Origin of the sequence: Carboxylicivirga mesophila (genome assembly GCF_018271975.1) — a bacterium.
In the GTDB taxonomy this organism is placed as follows: domain Bacteria; phylum Bacteroidota; class Bacteroidia; order Bacteroidales; family Marinilabiliaceae; genus Carboxylicivirga; species Carboxylicivirga mesophila.
Map to the genome: position 1 here is coordinate 1 of NZ_JAGUCN010000021.1, position 16,496 is coordinate 16,496.

A 16,496-nucleotide genomic window follows, 5' to 3' on the forward strand; every position below is an offset into this window, starting at 1 on the left:
AAAGGGTAGTTCTCCAAGGGGGAAATCTGTTAGCCACATTAACCAGGCAGCGAATAAAATCTTCCCCTTGGGGAAGTGGCTGTAAGCCGATGGGGAGGCATTACTTCGGAAGAATAGTATTAAACAGATGCTGCTCCATAGGATATCATCTTTCATCTAAAACTAATTTTGTATTTTGCATCTTCATCAACTAAAACCCGAGATATGGTAGACCCTTTAGTATTTGATTTCCTGACGCAGCTTAAGGCGAATAACAACCGCGATTGGTTCAACGACAATAAGGCTTTCTTTAACGAGGCCAAAGCGTCTTTTGAACAGTCGATGCAGCAGTTTATTGAAATTGTGCACACCATCGATCCCAGTATAGGTGATTTATCGCCCAAGGAATGCGTGTTTCGTATTTATCGCGATACCCGTTTCTCAAAGGATAAGACGCCCTATAAAACCAATATGGGTGGCTTTGTGGCAAAGGGTGGCCGCAAGAGTACGCTGGCAGGCTATTACCTGCATGTTGAGCCGGGTGCCAGTATGGTGGCGGGTGGCAGCTACTGTCCGCCGGCCGATGTGCTAAAGGCCATCCGTCGTGAGATATACAACTTTGCCGATGAGTACAAGGCCATCATCCACGATAAGACCTTTACAAAGGTGTTTCCCGAGATGTTTGAGGATAAGCTGAAGATGGCACCCAAAGGTTTTCCGAAGAACTTTGAAGATATTGAGCTGCTTAAATACAAGTCATTTGCACCCCTGCATGCCGCTGCTGATGAGGACCTGACAGGGCCGGGTGCTGCAGATCACGTGCGCTACATTATTCAGGTGCTCGAACCGCACAATACGTTTATCAACCGGGGTATTGAGGCCGAAGAAGATGAAATCATCCTCTAAGCCGGTAAATGTTCTAAACAGATTAAAACATAACAGAGCTAACAGTTGTGGCTGATAGCTAAAGCTTAAAACAATATGCAACTATTAATTGACGCAACAGGCGGTATTGCCGGAGATATGTTTGCAGCCGCTCTTATTTCGGCCGGTGCCGATGAGAAGCAGATGCTGCACGCTATGCGGCTGGCTGCTGAAAAAATAGGGAAAGCCAGTATTTCCACTTCACTCACCCACGATGGGGCACACCGTCTGCATATAGATATTTCCCATAATCACGGGCATTTGTCGGGTCATAAAGCCTATCATTTACTTGAGGATATTTTTGAGGTGCTCGGCATTACTGAAACCTACCGGCAGTTTGGGTTCAAGGCCCTGAATGTATTGGTTAAGGCCGAAATAAGAGCCCATAAAGAGAATACCTTCCTCACCGACCATATCCATGCGCACCATCACCATCATCATGACGACACCGATCATCATCATGAGCATCACGAAGATGCCTACCTGCACGAGGCCCAGGATATATTGATTGACATCACCGGTGCGGTCATGGGGCTGCAGCTGCTCAGTGCACCTGCCAATGCGAGTCTGCTTAATCCGGTGAGTTTTGGCGGCGGACATATTACCTTTTCGCATGGGCATCTGCCGGTACCGGCCCCGGCTACGAAAATTATATTTGATACCTATCAACTGCCTTGGGAGATGGGACCCATCGAAAAAGAATTGTGCACACCAACGGGCTCGGCCTTACTGGCTGCCCTGGATGCACAGCTAAGTGCCCACAATGGTGCTGCTATCATCAAGGAAGGCACCTCAAGGGGAGGCAAGGATTTTCCCATACCCCCGTTAAAAATACAATTGGTTTAGATTTAGATAAAAACCTTCATGATATTGGGAAATACCAACAGATAAGCAAGTCGTTAAGACTTTCGGAAAAAAGAAACGCCTGAGTTCGAAAGAGCTCAGGCGTTGTGCTTGTTTTATAAAGTCTTAAATCTTATGTCTTGCATCTTGATACTGCATTAATAAGCTACTGACTAAATATACACGTTACCAATCTTAATCAGCTTAGGGATATTAATCAGCTTAATCTTACGACCGTTCAGCTCAATCAGCTTATCTGATTTAAATTCCGATAGCAAACGAATCACCGATTCGGTGGCGGTACCCACCATATTGGCCAGTTCTTCGCGTGTTAAGGAGATTTGCAGTGTGCTGTCCTCGTCCAAATCGAAGGTGTCCATAAGCAGTAATAATACCTCGGCTAAGCGTTCACGCACTGTTTTTTGCGCAATGTCGGTTAAGAATTTGTTCGACTCACCCAACTCACGACAAGTCAGTTTCATCAACGACATGGCAAATTCAGGGTTGACCTTAATCAGGCTGGTAAGTACTTCTGATGGTAAATAACACAGCACAGCATCATTTACTACTTTGGACGTGGTACACGCCAATTCATCACTCACAACCGATCTAAAGCCTATTAAATCGCCATCTTTTGCAAATCGGATGATCTGCTCTTTCCCGTCAAAACCTGTCTTGTAAATCTTCAAGATCCCTTTGATTACTACATAGGCACCATTGATACGACTACCCTCGTGGTAAAGAATATTACCGCGTTTGTGCAGGGTACAGCTCATCGACTGCGTCAAAGAGTCTAATTCCTCTTCCGTTAAACCGCTGAATATTTCATATGACAGCAAATCTACCTCGTCGCTGAAAGGGACACTTTGAATATTTTTCATAACTTGACTACAACTGAATGAATAAAAAAGTGATAAATGTCATCATTTGAAGGCAAAGATATAAAAAGGTCAGATAATTACTATATTTGAAATATCTAAATAGTTAAATACATGAAAACATCAACGAGCATTAAGTGGACAGGTAACATGTCTTGGGAAACAGAATTATTCGGTCATAAGTTAGTTTTAGATGCCGGAAAAGAGAACGGGGGAGAGGATAAGGGACCTCGCCCGAAGATACTTATGTTAACGGCTTTAGCTGGTTGCACGGGTATGGATGTGGTGTCGATACTTAAGAAGATGCGTGTGGAAGTTGAAGATTTACAGATAATTGTAGAGGGTGATTTGACTGAGGAGCATCCTAAATATTACGAAAAGATGCACGTGATTTATGAGTTCAAAGGCAAGGATTTACCTATGGACAAATTGGAAAAAGCGGTCAACTTGTCGGAAGAAAGGTATTGCGGTGTATCGGCCCTTTATAAAAAAGCCATACCTGTTACAACCGAAATACGAGTGATTGAATAGTTTAAAAAATGTTATTAAACATCAATTTTTGAGCCTGAGAAGGCTAACAAAACAAGAAACCCCTGCTCGAATAGAACAGGGGTTTTTGCTATTTTATAGGGGCTTTTTACTCGGCCGACTTAAACTGGTCGAGGAAGCGTTTATCGTTTTCAAAGAACAGTCGGATATCCTTAATCTGGTACTTCAGCATGGTAATACGTTCGATACCCATACCAAAGGCAAAACCGGTATATTCGTTGCTGTCAATGCCACTGGCTTCAAGTACTGCCGGATCCACCATACCACATCCAAGAATCTCTACCCAGCCTGTGTATTTACATACGTTACAGCCTTTGCCACCACACAATGAACATGAAATATCCATTTCAGCCGATGGCTCAGTAAACGGGAAGTACGACGGACGCAGGCGAATCTTGGTATCTGCACCAAACAGCTCCTTAGAGAAATACAGTAAGGTCTGCTTCAGGTCGGCAAACGATACATTCTTATCGATGTAAAGGCCTTCTACCTGGTGGAAGATACAGTGAGCACGGGCCGAGATAGCTTCGTTACGGAATACACGTCCGGGGAAGATTGCACGGATGGGCGGCTGTTGCTTTTCCATCACACGCACCTGCACCGATGAGGTATGCGTACGTAACAGTACATCCGGGTTGGTGGCGATAAAGAAGGTATCCTGCATATCACGTGCCGGGTGTTCTGGCGGGAAATTAAGCGCTTCAAACACGTGGTGATCATCTTCAATCTCCGGTCCATCGGCAACAGTAAAGCCTAAGCGGGCGAAAATATCAACAATCTCGTTCTTAACAATTGATAGCGGGTGACGGCTTCCCAGTTCAAAAGAGGTACCAGGCAATGTAAGGTCGGCACCTGACTCACCCTGTCCGTTGGATGCAAAGCTTTCTTTCAGCTCATTGATTTTGTCCAATGCTTGTGTCTTCAGTACATTCAGTACTTTACCAACTTCGCGCTTTTGCTCGTTCGGAATCGTCTTAAACTCATCAAACAGCTGAGAAACCAACCCTTTTTTACTTAAATACTTAATTCTTAGTTGCTCAGCCTCCTCTGCTGTTGATGCAGCCAGGCTCTTAATCTCTTCAGCTAATTGATTGATTCTATCTAACATGATTGTTTAATTACTTTAGTATAGCGACTTGCAAAATTAATAAAACGATTGGGATGACGGATGTATATTGTGTTTCTTTTTTCGCCTGGTGGTTTGGAAACGCTCACTACCGATAACCAGTCATAATTGATACAGCCTGTGACTGGACTTCCCGGACTCCTATTTTCTGATTATCTCAATGGTTTTGATACGTATTTCATTTACCGGCCGGTCAATGGCGTAGGTTTTAACACCTGCCATCTTATCCACCACATCCATGCCTTTGGTTACCCAGCCAAACACGGTGTAGTCACCATCGAGGTAGGGGGCACCGCCAACGCTGGTATAGGCTTTTCGTTGTGCAGTTGTGTACTTAATGCCTTTCTCAGCTTCTAAATCATCCAGTTCGGCATCACTAAAGCGGCGGCCGGCTACAATGTAAAACTGGGAGCCATCGCTGCGGTTATGCCGGTTGCGATCTTCCGGGAGCTTAGAGGCGGCAATCATCCCGCGCTTGTGAAAGAGCTCTGGTACAATATTCATTTTTAGTGTGTAGCCCGGGCCTTGCCAGCCTACTACATCGTCCTTTTTAGCATATTTGGAGTCGGCCGCACCCGTTTGCACCAGGAAATCTTTGATGACGCGGTGTACCAGCAGACTGTCGTAAAAGTGGTCACTCACCAGCTTAATAAAGTTATCGCGGTAATCAGGTGTTTGGTCCGATAGGGCCAGTTCAATATTGCCCATGTTGGTGATGATGCGAAAACCTTTCACTTTGGTGTGCGAGATGTAAACTTTATTGGATTTGTTACGGAGCTCGTATATCGATTCGGGGCTGGATGACTTTTGCTCAATAAGCTGGTTGATCCATTTGGCCTCCAACACCCGTTTACTACCGTCTGTTTCCTGCACCAATCCTGCCAGGCGATGGCTTTGGGCAAAGACCGGGTTACCGGGTTTAAAATCACCATCATATGGTTTATAGGTGATGGTATCACTGACAATGCCGGTGCCCAATGCATCTTCGTTGAAATAGAGCTTCCGGTTATTCCTGTAGAGCTGGTAAACCGAATCAGCTTTGAAGGTTGCATCTTTAAGGCTCAGGTAGTTGAGGTTACGGCGGGTCACCTTTAGCAGCACAAGGTCCAAATCCACATCGTAGGCCACATAGCCTTGTACCGAGGAGAAATCTTCCAGATCCATGGGGGAGGCTTTCACTTTATAGGCGCCTTTTATAAAACTCAAGTTGGTCACCACCAGGTTAGGCGCCACATAAAAGCCATAGCCATCATTGAGGCGGCGTGTATAGTGATCGAAGGTGCGCAGGCTGACAATGCCCTTCACATTATCCTGGTACGAACCCTTGAATGTATCAATGGCTTTCTCTTTTCTGGAATTGGTGTTACAAGCCATCAGGCTGGCTACCATCAGGCATAACAACAGTTTATATATTTGCTTAAGACGTATTGGATTGATAGATCTTTGGTCTTGCATGTGTTGACAGGTTTCTTTTTACTGGGTTACAATGCTTACTTTGATAGTCACGTCGGTTTGCGGACGGTTATTTTTATCAACCGGTAATGAGGCAATTTTATTAATCACACTCAGGCCCTCTACCACCTCGCCAAATACGGTGTAATCGCCATCCAGCTCAGGTGTTCCACCAATGGTTGAGTATTGCTGACGTTGCTGTTCCGAAAACTCAATTTTATCGGAAATGCTGTAATGAAAGTTGATGTTATCCTTTATTTCGCGCAGCAGCTTGTTAAACGCCTTGGGGTCTTCCTGTTTCAGTCGGGCCAGCTCCTCTTTGTGAGGAAGATAGTATTGTCTTTTTAGCTCAATTTTAATCGGGTTATTGGTCGCCTTTTCAATCATGTCCAACTCCTCATTGGTGTATTTGCGGCCCTGCACAATATAAAACTGCGATACATCCGACATTTTGAAATGGTTCACTTCTTCGGGTTGGCGTGGGGCACAGATGGCTCCGCGTTTGTGGAAACAATTTTCGTGGTATTCGGCATCTATATTAATGGCTTTGCCGTAGCCAATGGCCCTGCCTGGTGCTGCATTGCGCGAATCGGATGAGCCGCCCTGGATAACAAAACCTTTTACGACCCGATAAAACAAGGTGCCGTTAAAATGCTGATCACCCACCAGCTTCAGAAAGTTATCGCGATGATTAGGCGTCTCGTTATAGAGTTTCACCTTCATGTTGCCCATGTTGGTGGAGATATTAACATAGTACACCGGCTCCTGGGCATTCATCAGTGAGAAATATATTACGCTTATGGTAAGAAAAAGTAGTCTGTGCATTGCTAAAACTATTTGAACCTGCAAGATATAAAAAAAGAATCCGGTAGCCGAAACAATGCGTTCAGCTACCGGGTAGGTCTTATCATCTGATTAACTCAGGATTTACTTCAATACCTTAACTTTTACAATGTAAACATCTTCCAGTGGGCGATCCATCTGGTTAGTATTCACTGTTGCAATGGAATCGATCACATCCAGTCCTTCAACCACTTCACCAAACACCGTGTAATTATCATCGAGGTGAGGCACACCGCCAACCGTGCGATACACTTCTTTTACTTCTTCCGGAATAGTTTGCTTGGGTTCATTGGCCAGTTTTTTCTCCACTTCTTCCTCAATCAATACACGCATATCCATAAAGCCTTGCTGGTTACCGGCCTGCTGTAATATCTGAAGCGTATCTTTATAATCCTCCAGGGTTTGATAAAAAAGCTGCTGACGTTTCATGTCTTCGTAACGCTTCTCAATGGCAGTAAATCCTTCGTCGTTATAGGTTTTGCCTTGTACAATGTAAAACTGTGAGCCCGATGACTTACGTTCAGGATTTACATTATCGCCCGTGCGTGCTGCAGCCAATGCACCTTTCTTATGAAAGAGTGTTGGGTAGTTGATTTCAGCAGGAACCTGGTAGCCTGGCCCGCCATTGCCCAGCATAGCACCTGATGCAGCACCTTTCGATTCGGGGTCGCCGCCCTGAATCATAAATTCATTGATAACACGATGGAACAGCAGAGAATCGTAGAAGCCTTCTTCAGCTAGTTTTACAAAGTTATCGCGGTGCTGAGGTGTTTCATCATAGAGCTTTATTTTCATATTGCCTTTTGATGTTTCCATTAGCAACATAACACCCTCTTTGGGCTGAGTGCTACAGGCAGACAATACGATGATGGCCAGAGCGATTGATAGTAGATGTTTCATGTTAATATTGTTAGTTCAATTTGTTTATGCAAATTCCACATTTTTAAAGTACTCAATGAGTCCCTTTTTAATGAGTTGGTTTTGATAAGAAGGCATCATGGACTTCAGTTTGGGGCTGCTTTCAAATATCGGGAATCCATCGGCATCAATTCCTGTTTCCTTAATAATGCCCTGACGCACCAATATGCGACAGCGGGCCACGTTGATGAGGTCCATCTTTTCAGTTTTTGAAAATTCGCGGAAGCCCCAGCCCATTTCCTGTATGCCCAACACAAACAGTATAAATTCGTATTCGGCACTCACCTTAAAGTGCTTACTGACTTTCAGGATCAGTTTATCCCATTCTTGCTCAAATTCTTCAGTTGTCATCTCTGCCATGTTTCAAAATTAATCAATCGCTCGTAATGCACAAGAGCTTTTCGACCTGTTGAAAGCTAACAACACCTGCTGTAAAAAGTTGAGTTATGAGCGCAGATGTCTAAGTGTTGTATCTTTTAAACTAATAACCTGAGTTCGATTTAAATTTTAAAACTCAGATTAGAATCAGGATAAACTCGATAAAATGTTCGTTTAGTTGTAACTTCTTCGAATGTGTGAGCGTCCTATTTTTTGTAGGGAATATTGCGTCCTATACATAAGTAAATGTTTTACCCAAAAGATACTATGATGAAAGTAATTAGAAGAAGTTTTTTAGCGTTTGCAGCCGTCTTGATGCTGGTACCGGTCGTGCAGGCACAGGATGTCATTGATAAGGTGGATGAAACCTATAGTAATATTACTTCTGTGGAAGTGGAAGGCTCGTTTTGTGGTGTTCGCATAAACGGTGGCACTGGCAATGACGTGCACCTGACTGGAGAAGTAAATGGTTCAAAGCAATATGATGTCAAGATACGTCACAATGTGAGTGGTGGTACCTTACGCGTTTGGATTGACCGTCCGAATTCATTACGTAATGTAAAAGGTAAACTGGAACTGAATGTGCCGACCAATACCAATATCGATGTAGAGAACTCAAGTGGTAGTGTTTATGTCTCAAATATTGGCCAGGTAATGGTGAAGCTAGAGGCATCAAGTGGCAGTGTAAAAGCCGAAAACATAGATTCTAACCTGACTATATCCGCTTCATCGGGAAGTATTTCAACAGCTGATATAGCTGGTGATGTGCGTGCCACTACCTCATCGGGTGGTCAAAAGCACATGGCTATTGGTGGAAGTCTGAAAGCCAAAGCTTCCAGTGGCAGCATAAAAGTAGAAGGTGTAGAAGGTGAAGCCGATGTAACGACCTCATCGGGTAGTCAGTCGGTTAGTTCTATTGGCAGTAACCTGTATGCACAAGCTTCATCGGGAAGTGTTAAAATCAGTGATGTAAGAGGCGATGTAAAAGCTGGTACATCATCAGGGGGCTTAAGCCTGAGCAATGTAACCGGTGCGGTTAACTTGTCATCTACCAGCGGCAGTCAGCGTGGCAGTAATATTAAACTGACAGGCAACTCTACCTTCAAGTCATCATCGGGCAGTGTATCCATGGATTTGACCAACGATACCGAGGAATTAAGTTTTGCCTTAACGGCTTCATCGGGCAGCCTGAGTGCCAAGGGCAGTAGTGGACGTAAGAAACTGATCATCGATCGCGGGCCAATAAAGATAACAGGCACCAGTAGTTCAGGCAGTCAGTCATACAGATAAGAAAACGGTTCAGAGGCCGGTTTTGACCGGCGATATTCAAAATAAAGCCGATTAGTGAGTGCATCACTAATCGGCTTTTATATTTTCAAACAATATCCTGGATTACAGGATGGTTTCAATCACTTCAGTTGGGCGGCCAATAACTGCTTTGTCGCCATTGACTACAATAGGGCGCTCTATTAAACGCGGGTGCTCCAGCATGGCCAGAACCCACTCCTCGTCGGTTAGCTCCTTATCTGCAAATTCATTTTTGTACACTTCTTCGTTTTTACGAATCAAATCATGTGCACTGATGCCCAGCTTTTCTAAAATGCTTTCCAGTTCATCCGGCGTTAAAGGATCATCAAGGTATTTAAGAATTTCAAATTCAACACCTTTCTCTTCAAGCAATGCAACGCCTGCGCGGCTTTTTGAGCATCTTGGATTATGTAATATCGTAATCATACTTTTTGAATTTTAATGCAACTATTTAACTGTTAGGTATCAGCAATTGTTTAAAAAACCTCTTCGGCACCAAACTCCATCAGGTAGGCCTTGATAAAACCATCAATATCGCCATCCATTACGGCCTGTACATTGGATGTCTCGTGATTGGTACGCACATCTTTCACCAGCTTGTATGGCTGCATCACATAAGAGCGTATTTGTGAGCCCCACTCAATCTTCTTCTTTTGTGATTCCACCTTATTTTGCTCTTCCAGTTTCTTACGCAACTCAATCTCGTACAACTGCGATTTCAGGAGGCGCATAGCGTTTTCCTTGTTGCCCAGCTGTGAGCGCGACTCGGTGTTTTCAATCACAATGCCCGATGGCGCATGTCGCAAACGCACGCCTGTTTCCACCTTGTTCACATTTTGACCACCTGCACCCCCAGAGCGGAATGTTTCCCAGGTGATATCGCTGGGATTGATGTCAATGTCAATGGAATCGTCAATTAGCGGAATAACAAATACCGATGTAAAGGACGTCATACGCTTATTGGCCGCATTAAATGGCGATAAGCGCACCAAACGGTGAACGCCATTCTCACTCTTCAGGTAACCATAGGCAAAATCGCCCTCAAACTGAAGGGTCACAGTTTTAACACCAGCCTCATCGCCCGGTTGGTAGTTCACCTCCTTAATTTTGTAATTGTGAGATTCACCCCAACGGATGTACATGCGCATCAGCATCTCTGCCCAATCCTGGCTTTCGGTGCCTCCTGCACCAGCATTGATTTTTAGTACGGCACCCATTTTATCTTCTTCGCGACGCAGCATGTTTTTCAGTTCCAGCTTTTCCAGGAGCTCTTTGCTCAGCTCGTACTGCTGGTCTACGTCATCCGCATCAGCTTCGCCTGCTTTATGAAAATCAAATAGTACCTGTAAATCTTCAACAGCTGAGGCTACTTCCTCGTAGTCGTTTACCCAGCTTTTAAGTTCGCGCAGTTTTTTCATCTGAAGCTCTGCCTTTTGGGCATCGTTCCAGAAATCAGGAGCCTGCGAGCGCAGCTCTTCTTCTTCTATCTCAACCTTCTTACGATCGATGTCAAAGATACCTCCTTAACGCTAACTCGCGTCCTGCTAAATCTTTAAGTATTTCTTGTGTTATCATGTTCAAAAATTAAAGACACAAAGGTACTAATAGTTCTTTAGTTTCGTGTCAGTGGTCAGTAGTTTGTGGCTAGATGGCAGAGCTTAGAAATATAGAGTGGTGAAAGCTGATGTTTCCTGTTTCGGCTTTAGTGTTGTGGCGCAGATAAATTGGAATTTAGCATTTGCACAAACGTTAAACCTGGTCTCTGGCCACCCATCATCGGCCGTAAACGTTTCGCTTCACATTTTTGCAATAGCGCGAAATGTACTTAAACGCTTCGTAGTTGCCCAGCTTACCCGCTTTATCCCAGTCGTAACAGGCTTTTTGATGCAGGCCAATGTTATAGTGGGCCACCCCGCGGTTAAACCAGGCGTGCACATCTTTTATATCCCGTTCAATGGCCAGGTCAAAGTCTCTGATGGCCGGCAGGTAATCCTGCTTAGAAAAGAAGATGGTGCCTCTGATTGAATAGATACCCGGCAAATCGGGATCCAGGTAGATGGTTTTGTCAATATCCTCCAGTGTGGCTTCTTCATCAGACGAATGCCGGAGACGCAGGCGGGCTCTTTCGTAATAGGCTTCGGCCAGCAGTGAGTCGGCATCAATGGCAGCCGTAAACCAGTCGAAGGCTGTTCGTACATCGTTGTTATTCTCAAGGTTGAGTTTAGCCAACTGGCAGATGGCAGGTCCGAAATCTACCTTATTATCAAGGCACAGCTCCAGATTGATGCGTGCTTCATTATCTTTCTCAACTGCCAAATCAAACAAGCTTTTAAAATAGTATTGCAGGAAGCCATGGGGGTTAAGCTCCTGACAGATGTCCATATCTTCGCGGCTGCCCACCAGGTTCTGGTAATGATAGCGGGCATAAGCTCTTAAGCAAAACGCCTGATCATCCTCAGGGTAAAGACGGATGTATTTACTTAGGTTTTTAGCCGCCTCAATGTATTGCTGGCAGGTTATATTGAGCAAAGACTGACTGAACAGTGGATTCAGAACATCACGTTTTTCCTTGTAAAATGTATTGTTTTTAACAGGCTGATTAATATTCACCCAGTTGGAATCATTGAGCAGGTAGGTATTGTAAAGTAATTTATGCATGCCATTGCGCGACATGTTAATAATTCCGCATAATTGGCCTTTGTTGTTGATGGCAGGTGCTCCGGCTGAGCGGGTATTATATTCACCGCTAATAATGCCTGCCCGGGATAGATATGGGAAAAAAGCCAAATCGTTAACAGGGGCCAGGGTCATGCCATCTTCCGATTCAAGTGGGTGAGTGAAGAACAGTAGTTCCTCATTTTGCTTAAAAGACTGCTTGGCCGGAAGTAGAAAGTTGAAGGTTTTTTGACGGTTCTGTTCTATCTTAATCAACGCCATATTGGTTGGCGGATGAATAGAAACAATGCGCTCCACCTCAAATGTTTTTCCACTGCGTAAGGTTACTACGGCTGAGTCGGCCTTCTCAAAAATATAGCCCATGGTAATAGCCAGTCCATCGCTGCTTAGGAGAAAACCGGATACAGTACCCGTTTGTAGCCTGGCACTGTTATAGGCCCGTGCTTCAAATACAGCCTTTTCGGTACTGTTGATAATGTCTACAATCGATTGGGCATTCAACACAAAAGGCCATATCAGCGATAGTAATAGTATTTTGAGTTTGGTCGTGGTCATTGATGATTTTGATTAGTCTCTTCAAAAGTAACAAAATTGACGTTTATTGGTTGATTCTCAAATTAAGAAGATGAACACCTATTGCGCTTATCTGCCCGTGCATGCTACTTCATGGCTGTTTATTGTCTTATTGGAAAAAAATTATCGTAATTTTGCTTGTTCAGGTCTAACTATTTAAGATATTGGATTGTTAGGTAATCTGATAACAATTGACTGCTCTTAAGAGTTGAAGTTAAAACCATATACCATAAAACATTAACCACATTTTTCAAATTGATAAGATCAATATGACGCGAACAGAATTGTTGTATAAGGTCATTAAAGAACGTGTATTGCTTCTTGATGGCGCCATGGGAAGCCTTATTCAGACCTATAAACTGGAGGAAGATGATTACAGGGGCGAACGCTTTAAGCATCACCACATGCCCATCAAAGGAAATAATGATATCCTTTCATTGTCCAGACCTGATATAATTAAAGAAATTCATGCCAAATACCTGGAGGCTGGATCTGATATCATTGAAACCAATACATTTAATGCAACGTCTATTTCACAGGCCGACTATGACATGCAGGAGGCCGTGTGGGATATTAACTTCGAATCGGCACGTATTGCACGTGAAGTGGCGGATGAATACACAGCCAAAAATCCGGATAAGCCTCGTTTTGTTTGTGGGTCCATTGGTCCGCTGAATAAAGCACTGTCGTTATCACCCGATGTGAATAATCCGGGCTACCGTTCAACCAGCTTTGATGAGGTAAAGGAAGCTTATAAAGAGCAGGTGAGAGCGCTGATTAAGGGCGGGTCTGACCTGTTGATGATAGAAACCGTTTTTGACACACTAAATGCCAAAGCGGCTCTGTTTGCCATTGATGAAGTGTTTGAAGAGGAAGCTTGTAAGTTGCCAATTATGGTATCAGGTACTATTACTGATGCCAGTGGACGTACCTTATCAGGTCAGACTTTGCAGGCGTTTATCGATTCTATTTCGCATATGGATATTCTCAGTATCGGTCTTAACTGCTCATTGGGTGCTGAGGAGCTGGAACCATATGTAACCGAGCTGTCCAAGAATGCCCCTTTCTATATAAGTACACACCCCAATGCCGGTTTGCCCAATCAGTTTGGTGAATATGACCAAACCCCCAATCAGATGTCTGCGTTGGTAGAGCACTGGATGGCCGATGGTAAAGTTAATATTATTGGTGGCTGCTGCGGAACAACACCCGAACACATTGCGGCGATGGCTAAGGTGGCTGCCAGGTATAACGGGCACCAGAAAGTACAGCCTCCAACCATCACTCATTTAAGTGGTTTGGAATCGTTGCAGATGCGTAAAGATGCCAATTTTGTGAATATTGGTGAGCGCTGTAATGTGGCGGGCTCTCGCAAGTTTTTGCGCTTAATCAAAGAAAAGCAATACGAAGAGGCGGTTGATATAGCCCGTCATCAGGTAGAAAATGGCGCCCAGATAGTGGATGTGAACATGGATGATGCCATGTTGGATGCCAAAGAGGAGATGGTCACTTTCCTCAATATGCTCATGTCTGATCCGGATGTATCCAAAGTACCGGTGATGGTGGATTCATCTAAATTCGAGGTGATAGAAGCCGGTCTGAAGTGTCTGCAGGGTAAGTCTGTGGTGAATAGCATCAGCCTTAAAGAAGGGGAAGAGCCGTTTTTAGAGCATGCCCGTATCATCAAAAAGTACGGAGCAGCAGTGGTGGTCATGGCTTTTGATGAAAAGGGTCAGGCCGATACCTTTGAACGTCGTAAAGAAATATGTGGAAGAGCATACAGGCTATTAACAGAAAAGGTCAACTTTCCGCCACAGGATATTATTTTTGACCCCAATGTGTTGGCCATTGCCACAGGTATAGAGGAGCACAATAATTATGCAGTTGATTTCATCAAAACCTGTAAGTGGATAAAAGAGAACCTGCCACATGCACATATCAGTGGAGGTATCAGCAACCTGTCTTTTTCGTTCAGAGGGAATAATGTGGTACGTGAGGCCATCCACTCGGTATTTTTATATTATGCTATCCAGGAAGGCCTGGATATGGGAATTGTGAACCCGGCCATGCTGCAGGTTTACGATGATATACCCAAAGAACTGCTGGCATATGTTGAAGATGTGGTGTTGAATAAACGCAGTGATGCTACTGATCGTCTGGTGGAGTATGCCGAGCAAATTAAAAATACGCAACAGACCGAAGGCGAAATCCAACAAGCTGCCTGGCGCGAAGGAACACTGGAAGAACGCCTGAGTCATTGTCTGGTGAAAGGTATCAGCGATTATCTGGATGTGGATATTGCCGAGGCCCTGGAAAAGTATCCAACAGCACTCGATATTATTGAGCAGCCGCTCATGGACGGCATGAATGTGGTGGGCGAGCTCTTTGGAAGTGGCAAGATGTTTTTGCCTCAGGTGGTAAAAACAGCACGCGTAATGAAAAAAGCTGTTGCTATTCTTCAACCAATTATTGAAGAGGAAAAAGCCTCAACCGGAGGTGCTAAAACCAATGGGAAAATAGTAATGGCCACCGTTAAAGGTGATGTACACGATATTGGTAAAAATATTGTGGGCGTTATTTTAGGATGTAACAATTATGAGGTGATTGATTTGGGGGTGATGGTGCCCACCGAAGAGATTTTGAAGAAAGCCATTGAGCATGGCGCTGATATCATAGGGCTGAGTGGTTTGATTACACCTTCGCTGGAAGAAATGGTGACGGTAGCTAAAGAAATGAAACGTAATAGTTTCAATATTCCTTTGCTGATAGGTGGTGCTACCACGTCAAAAATACATACCGCTGTTAAAATTGAGCCTGAGTATGACAATCCGGTAGTGCATGTGAAAGATGCCTCAAAAAGTGCACAGGTGGTGAGCGCCTTATTATCTGCCAAAGAGAAGGATAACTTTGTGCAGCAGGTTAAGCATGAATATGCAGGCCTTCGAGAGCGAAATGCGAGTAAGAAAACAATTAAGCTGATGCCAATAGAAGAGGCACGTGCCCGAAAGCATCAGATTGACTGGTCTAATACAATAACGCCACTACCGGCAGAGGCTGGTGTGCGTGTATTGGAAGACTATCCGATAAGTGAGATTCGTAAATTTATTGATTGGACATTCTTTTACCAGGCTTGGCGTTTAACCGGTAACTACGACCATATGGAGTCGGTGGTTGATAAGGCTTCAAAAGCCAAATGGCTGGAGCGTTACCGTACCGATGATGCTAAAGCTAAAGCAGAAGAAGCATTAAAGCTGTATCGTGATTCACAAGCTATGCTCGATAGGATAGAGCAAGAGCATATGCTGCAGGCTAATGCGGTGTTTGGTATATTTCCGGCTAATAGCGTAGGCGATGATATAGAAGTATATACGGATGAGTCGCGTCAGGAAGTTATGGCCACTTTCCACCATCTTAGAGAACAGCAGGATAAACCCGGCAAAAAGGTATTCCACTGTTTGAGCGATTACGTGGCACCTAAAGAAAGCAAGCGCTTCGACCATATTGGTGGGTTTGCCGTAACGGCTGGTGTTGGTATCGAAAAATGGCTGGAGCAGTTTGAAGCTGATCATGATGATTACAGCAGTATCCTGTTAAAATCATTGGCCGACCGATTAGCCGAAGCTTTTGCCGAGTTGTTGCATTATCGCATCAGAACAGAGTTTTGGGGTTATGCGCCTGAGGAGGTCATCGACCATGAGAACCTGATTCGTGAGCGTTACAGGGGTATTCGCCCCGCGCTTGGCTATCCTGCTTGTCCCGATCACAGCGAGAAGCGCACGCTTTTTGACCTGCTGCAGGCCGAAGAAAATGCCGGCATTACCTTAACTGAGCATTACAGCATGTATCCTAATGCGTCGGTGAGTGGTATTTACCTGGCGCACCCCGATGCCATCTATTTTGGTTTGGGTAAGATTGGTAAAGATCAGGTGCAGGATGTGGCCCGTCGAAAAGGCTGCACTGCTGAAGAAGTAGAGAAGTGGATTCCTTTAAATCTGGAGTATAAGTAACAATTAGGTGTTGAATCGGATATTTGTTGATTTGAAGACTTT

At 44.4% G+C, this 16,496-nt stretch carries 14 protein-coding genes; 5 read left to right on the plus strand and 9 right to left on the minus strand.

The window, feature by feature from the left end:
* Nucleotides 1–204 precede the first annotated feature (204 nt).
* Entirely contained in the window at nucleotides 205–885 is a 681-nt protein-coding gene (locus tag KEM09_RS16425) for a DUF2461 domain-containing protein (RefSeq protein ID WP_212229925.1), read from the plus strand.
* 75 nt (nucleotides 886–960) lie between these two features.
* A complete protein-coding gene (gene larC, locus KEM09_RS16430; protein WP_212229928.1) occupies nucleotides 961–1,749 on the plus strand; it encodes a nickel insertion protein in 789 nt (262 codons plus the stop codon).
* A 170-nt stretch (nucleotides 1,750–1,919) separates the two neighbouring features.
* On the opposite strand, the gene KEM09_RS16435 is transcribed toward larC, so the two are convergent.
* On the minus strand, nucleotides 1,920–2,627 hold the full coding sequence (locus tag KEM09_RS16435; RefSeq protein WP_212192049.1) for a Crp/Fnr family transcriptional regulator: 708 nt from the start codon (nucleotides 2,625–2,627) through the stop codon (nucleotides 1,920–1,922).
* A 111-nt stretch (nucleotides 2,628–2,738) separates the two neighbouring features.
* On the opposite strand from KEM09_RS16435, the gene KEM09_RS16440 reads away from it, so the two are divergent.
* Nucleotides 2,739–3,155: an OsmC family protein gene (locus tag KEM09_RS16440; RefSeq protein ID WP_212229930.1), complete on the plus strand. Its 417-nt coding sequence runs from the start codon at nucleotides 2,739–2,741 to the stop codon at nucleotides 3,153–3,155.
* A 106-nt stretch (nucleotides 3,156–3,261) separates the two neighbouring features.
* On the opposite strand, the gene pheS is transcribed toward KEM09_RS16440, so the two are convergent.
* From pheS to KEM09_RS16465, 5 genes are all read right to left on the minus strand, one after another.
* Nucleotides 3,262–4,281 (minus strand): phenylalanine--tRNA ligase subunit alpha, encoded by a 1,020-nt coding sequence (gene pheS, locus KEM09_RS16445; RefSeq protein WP_212229932.1) that lies wholly within the window; start codon nucleotides 4,279–4,281, stop codon nucleotides 3,262–3,264.
* A 159-nt stretch (nucleotides 4,282–4,440) separates the two neighbouring features.
* On the minus strand, nucleotides 4,441–5,754 hold the full coding sequence (locus KEM09_RS16450) for a peptidylprolyl isomerase (RefSeq protein WP_212229934.1): 1,314 nt from the start codon (nucleotides 5,752–5,754) through the stop codon (nucleotides 4,441–4,443).
* Between the two features lie 18 nt (nucleotides 5,755–5,772).
* Nucleotides 5,773–6,576 carry a peptidylprolyl isomerase gene (locus tag KEM09_RS16455; protein ID WP_212229936.1) on the minus strand — a complete coding sequence of 268 codons (804 nt, stop codon included), beginning with the start codon at nucleotides 6,574–6,576 and terminating at the stop codon, nucleotides 5,773–5,775.
* A gap of 102 nt (nucleotides 6,577–6,678) precedes the next feature.
* The gene (locus KEM09_RS16460; protein WP_212229938.1) at nucleotides 6,679–7,494 is read right to left on the minus strand and encodes a peptidylprolyl isomerase; all 816 of its coding nucleotides are present in this window, start codon (nucleotides 7,492–7,494) and stop codon (nucleotides 6,679–6,681) included.
* A gap of 24 nt (nucleotides 7,495–7,518) precedes the next feature.
* On the minus strand, nucleotides 7,519–7,872 hold the full coding sequence (locus KEM09_RS16465; protein ID WP_244825066.1) for a hypothetical protein: 354 nt from the start codon (nucleotides 7,870–7,872) through the stop codon (nucleotides 7,519–7,521).
* A 285-nt stretch (nucleotides 7,873–8,157) separates the two neighbouring features.
* Between KEM09_RS16465 and KEM09_RS16470 the strand changes: the two genes are divergently transcribed.
* Nucleotides 8,158–9,180: a DUF4097 family beta strand repeat-containing protein gene (locus KEM09_RS16470; RefSeq protein ID WP_212229940.1), complete on the plus strand. Its 1,023-nt coding sequence runs from the start codon at nucleotides 8,158–8,160 to the stop codon at nucleotides 9,178–9,180.
* Between the two features lie 102 nt (nucleotides 9,181–9,282).
* On the opposite strand, the gene arsC is transcribed toward KEM09_RS16470, so the two are convergent.
* The 3 genes from arsC to KEM09_RS16485 all read right to left on the minus strand — a co-directional run bounded on the left by arsC (nucleotide 9,283) and on the right by KEM09_RS16485 (nucleotide 12,429).
* Nucleotides 9,283–9,624 (minus strand): arsenate reductase (glutaredoxin), encoded by a 342-nt coding sequence (gene arsC / locus KEM09_RS16475; protein WP_212229942.1) that lies wholly within the window; start codon nucleotides 9,622–9,624, stop codon nucleotides 9,283–9,285.
* A gap of 50 nt (nucleotides 9,625–9,674) precedes the next feature.
* Nucleotides 9,675–10,773, minus strand: a protein-coding gene (prfB, locus tag KEM09_RS16480) for a peptide chain release factor 2 (protein ID WP_212229945.1) whose coding sequence is annotated in 2 segments (ribosomal slippage) — nucleotides 9,675–10,709 and nucleotides 10,711–10,773 — 1,098 coding nt in all. Because the reading frame shifts where the segments join, the coding sequence is not laid out codon by codon here.
* Nucleotides 10,774–10,971: 198 nt separating this feature from the next.
* Nucleotides 10,972–12,429: a S1 family peptidase gene (locus KEM09_RS16485; protein WP_212229946.1), complete on the minus strand. Its 1,458-nt coding sequence runs from the start codon at nucleotides 12,427–12,429 to the stop codon at nucleotides 10,972–10,974.
* 287 nt (nucleotides 12,430–12,716) lie between these two features.
* Between KEM09_RS16485 and metH the strand changes: the two genes are divergently transcribed.
* Complete coding sequence (gene metH, locus KEM09_RS16490) at nucleotides 12,717–16,454, plus strand: methionine synthase (RefSeq protein WP_212229948.1); 3,738 nt, start codon at nucleotides 12,717–12,719, stop codon at nucleotides 16,452–16,454.
* Nucleotides 16,455–16,496: the final 42 nt, after the last annotated feature.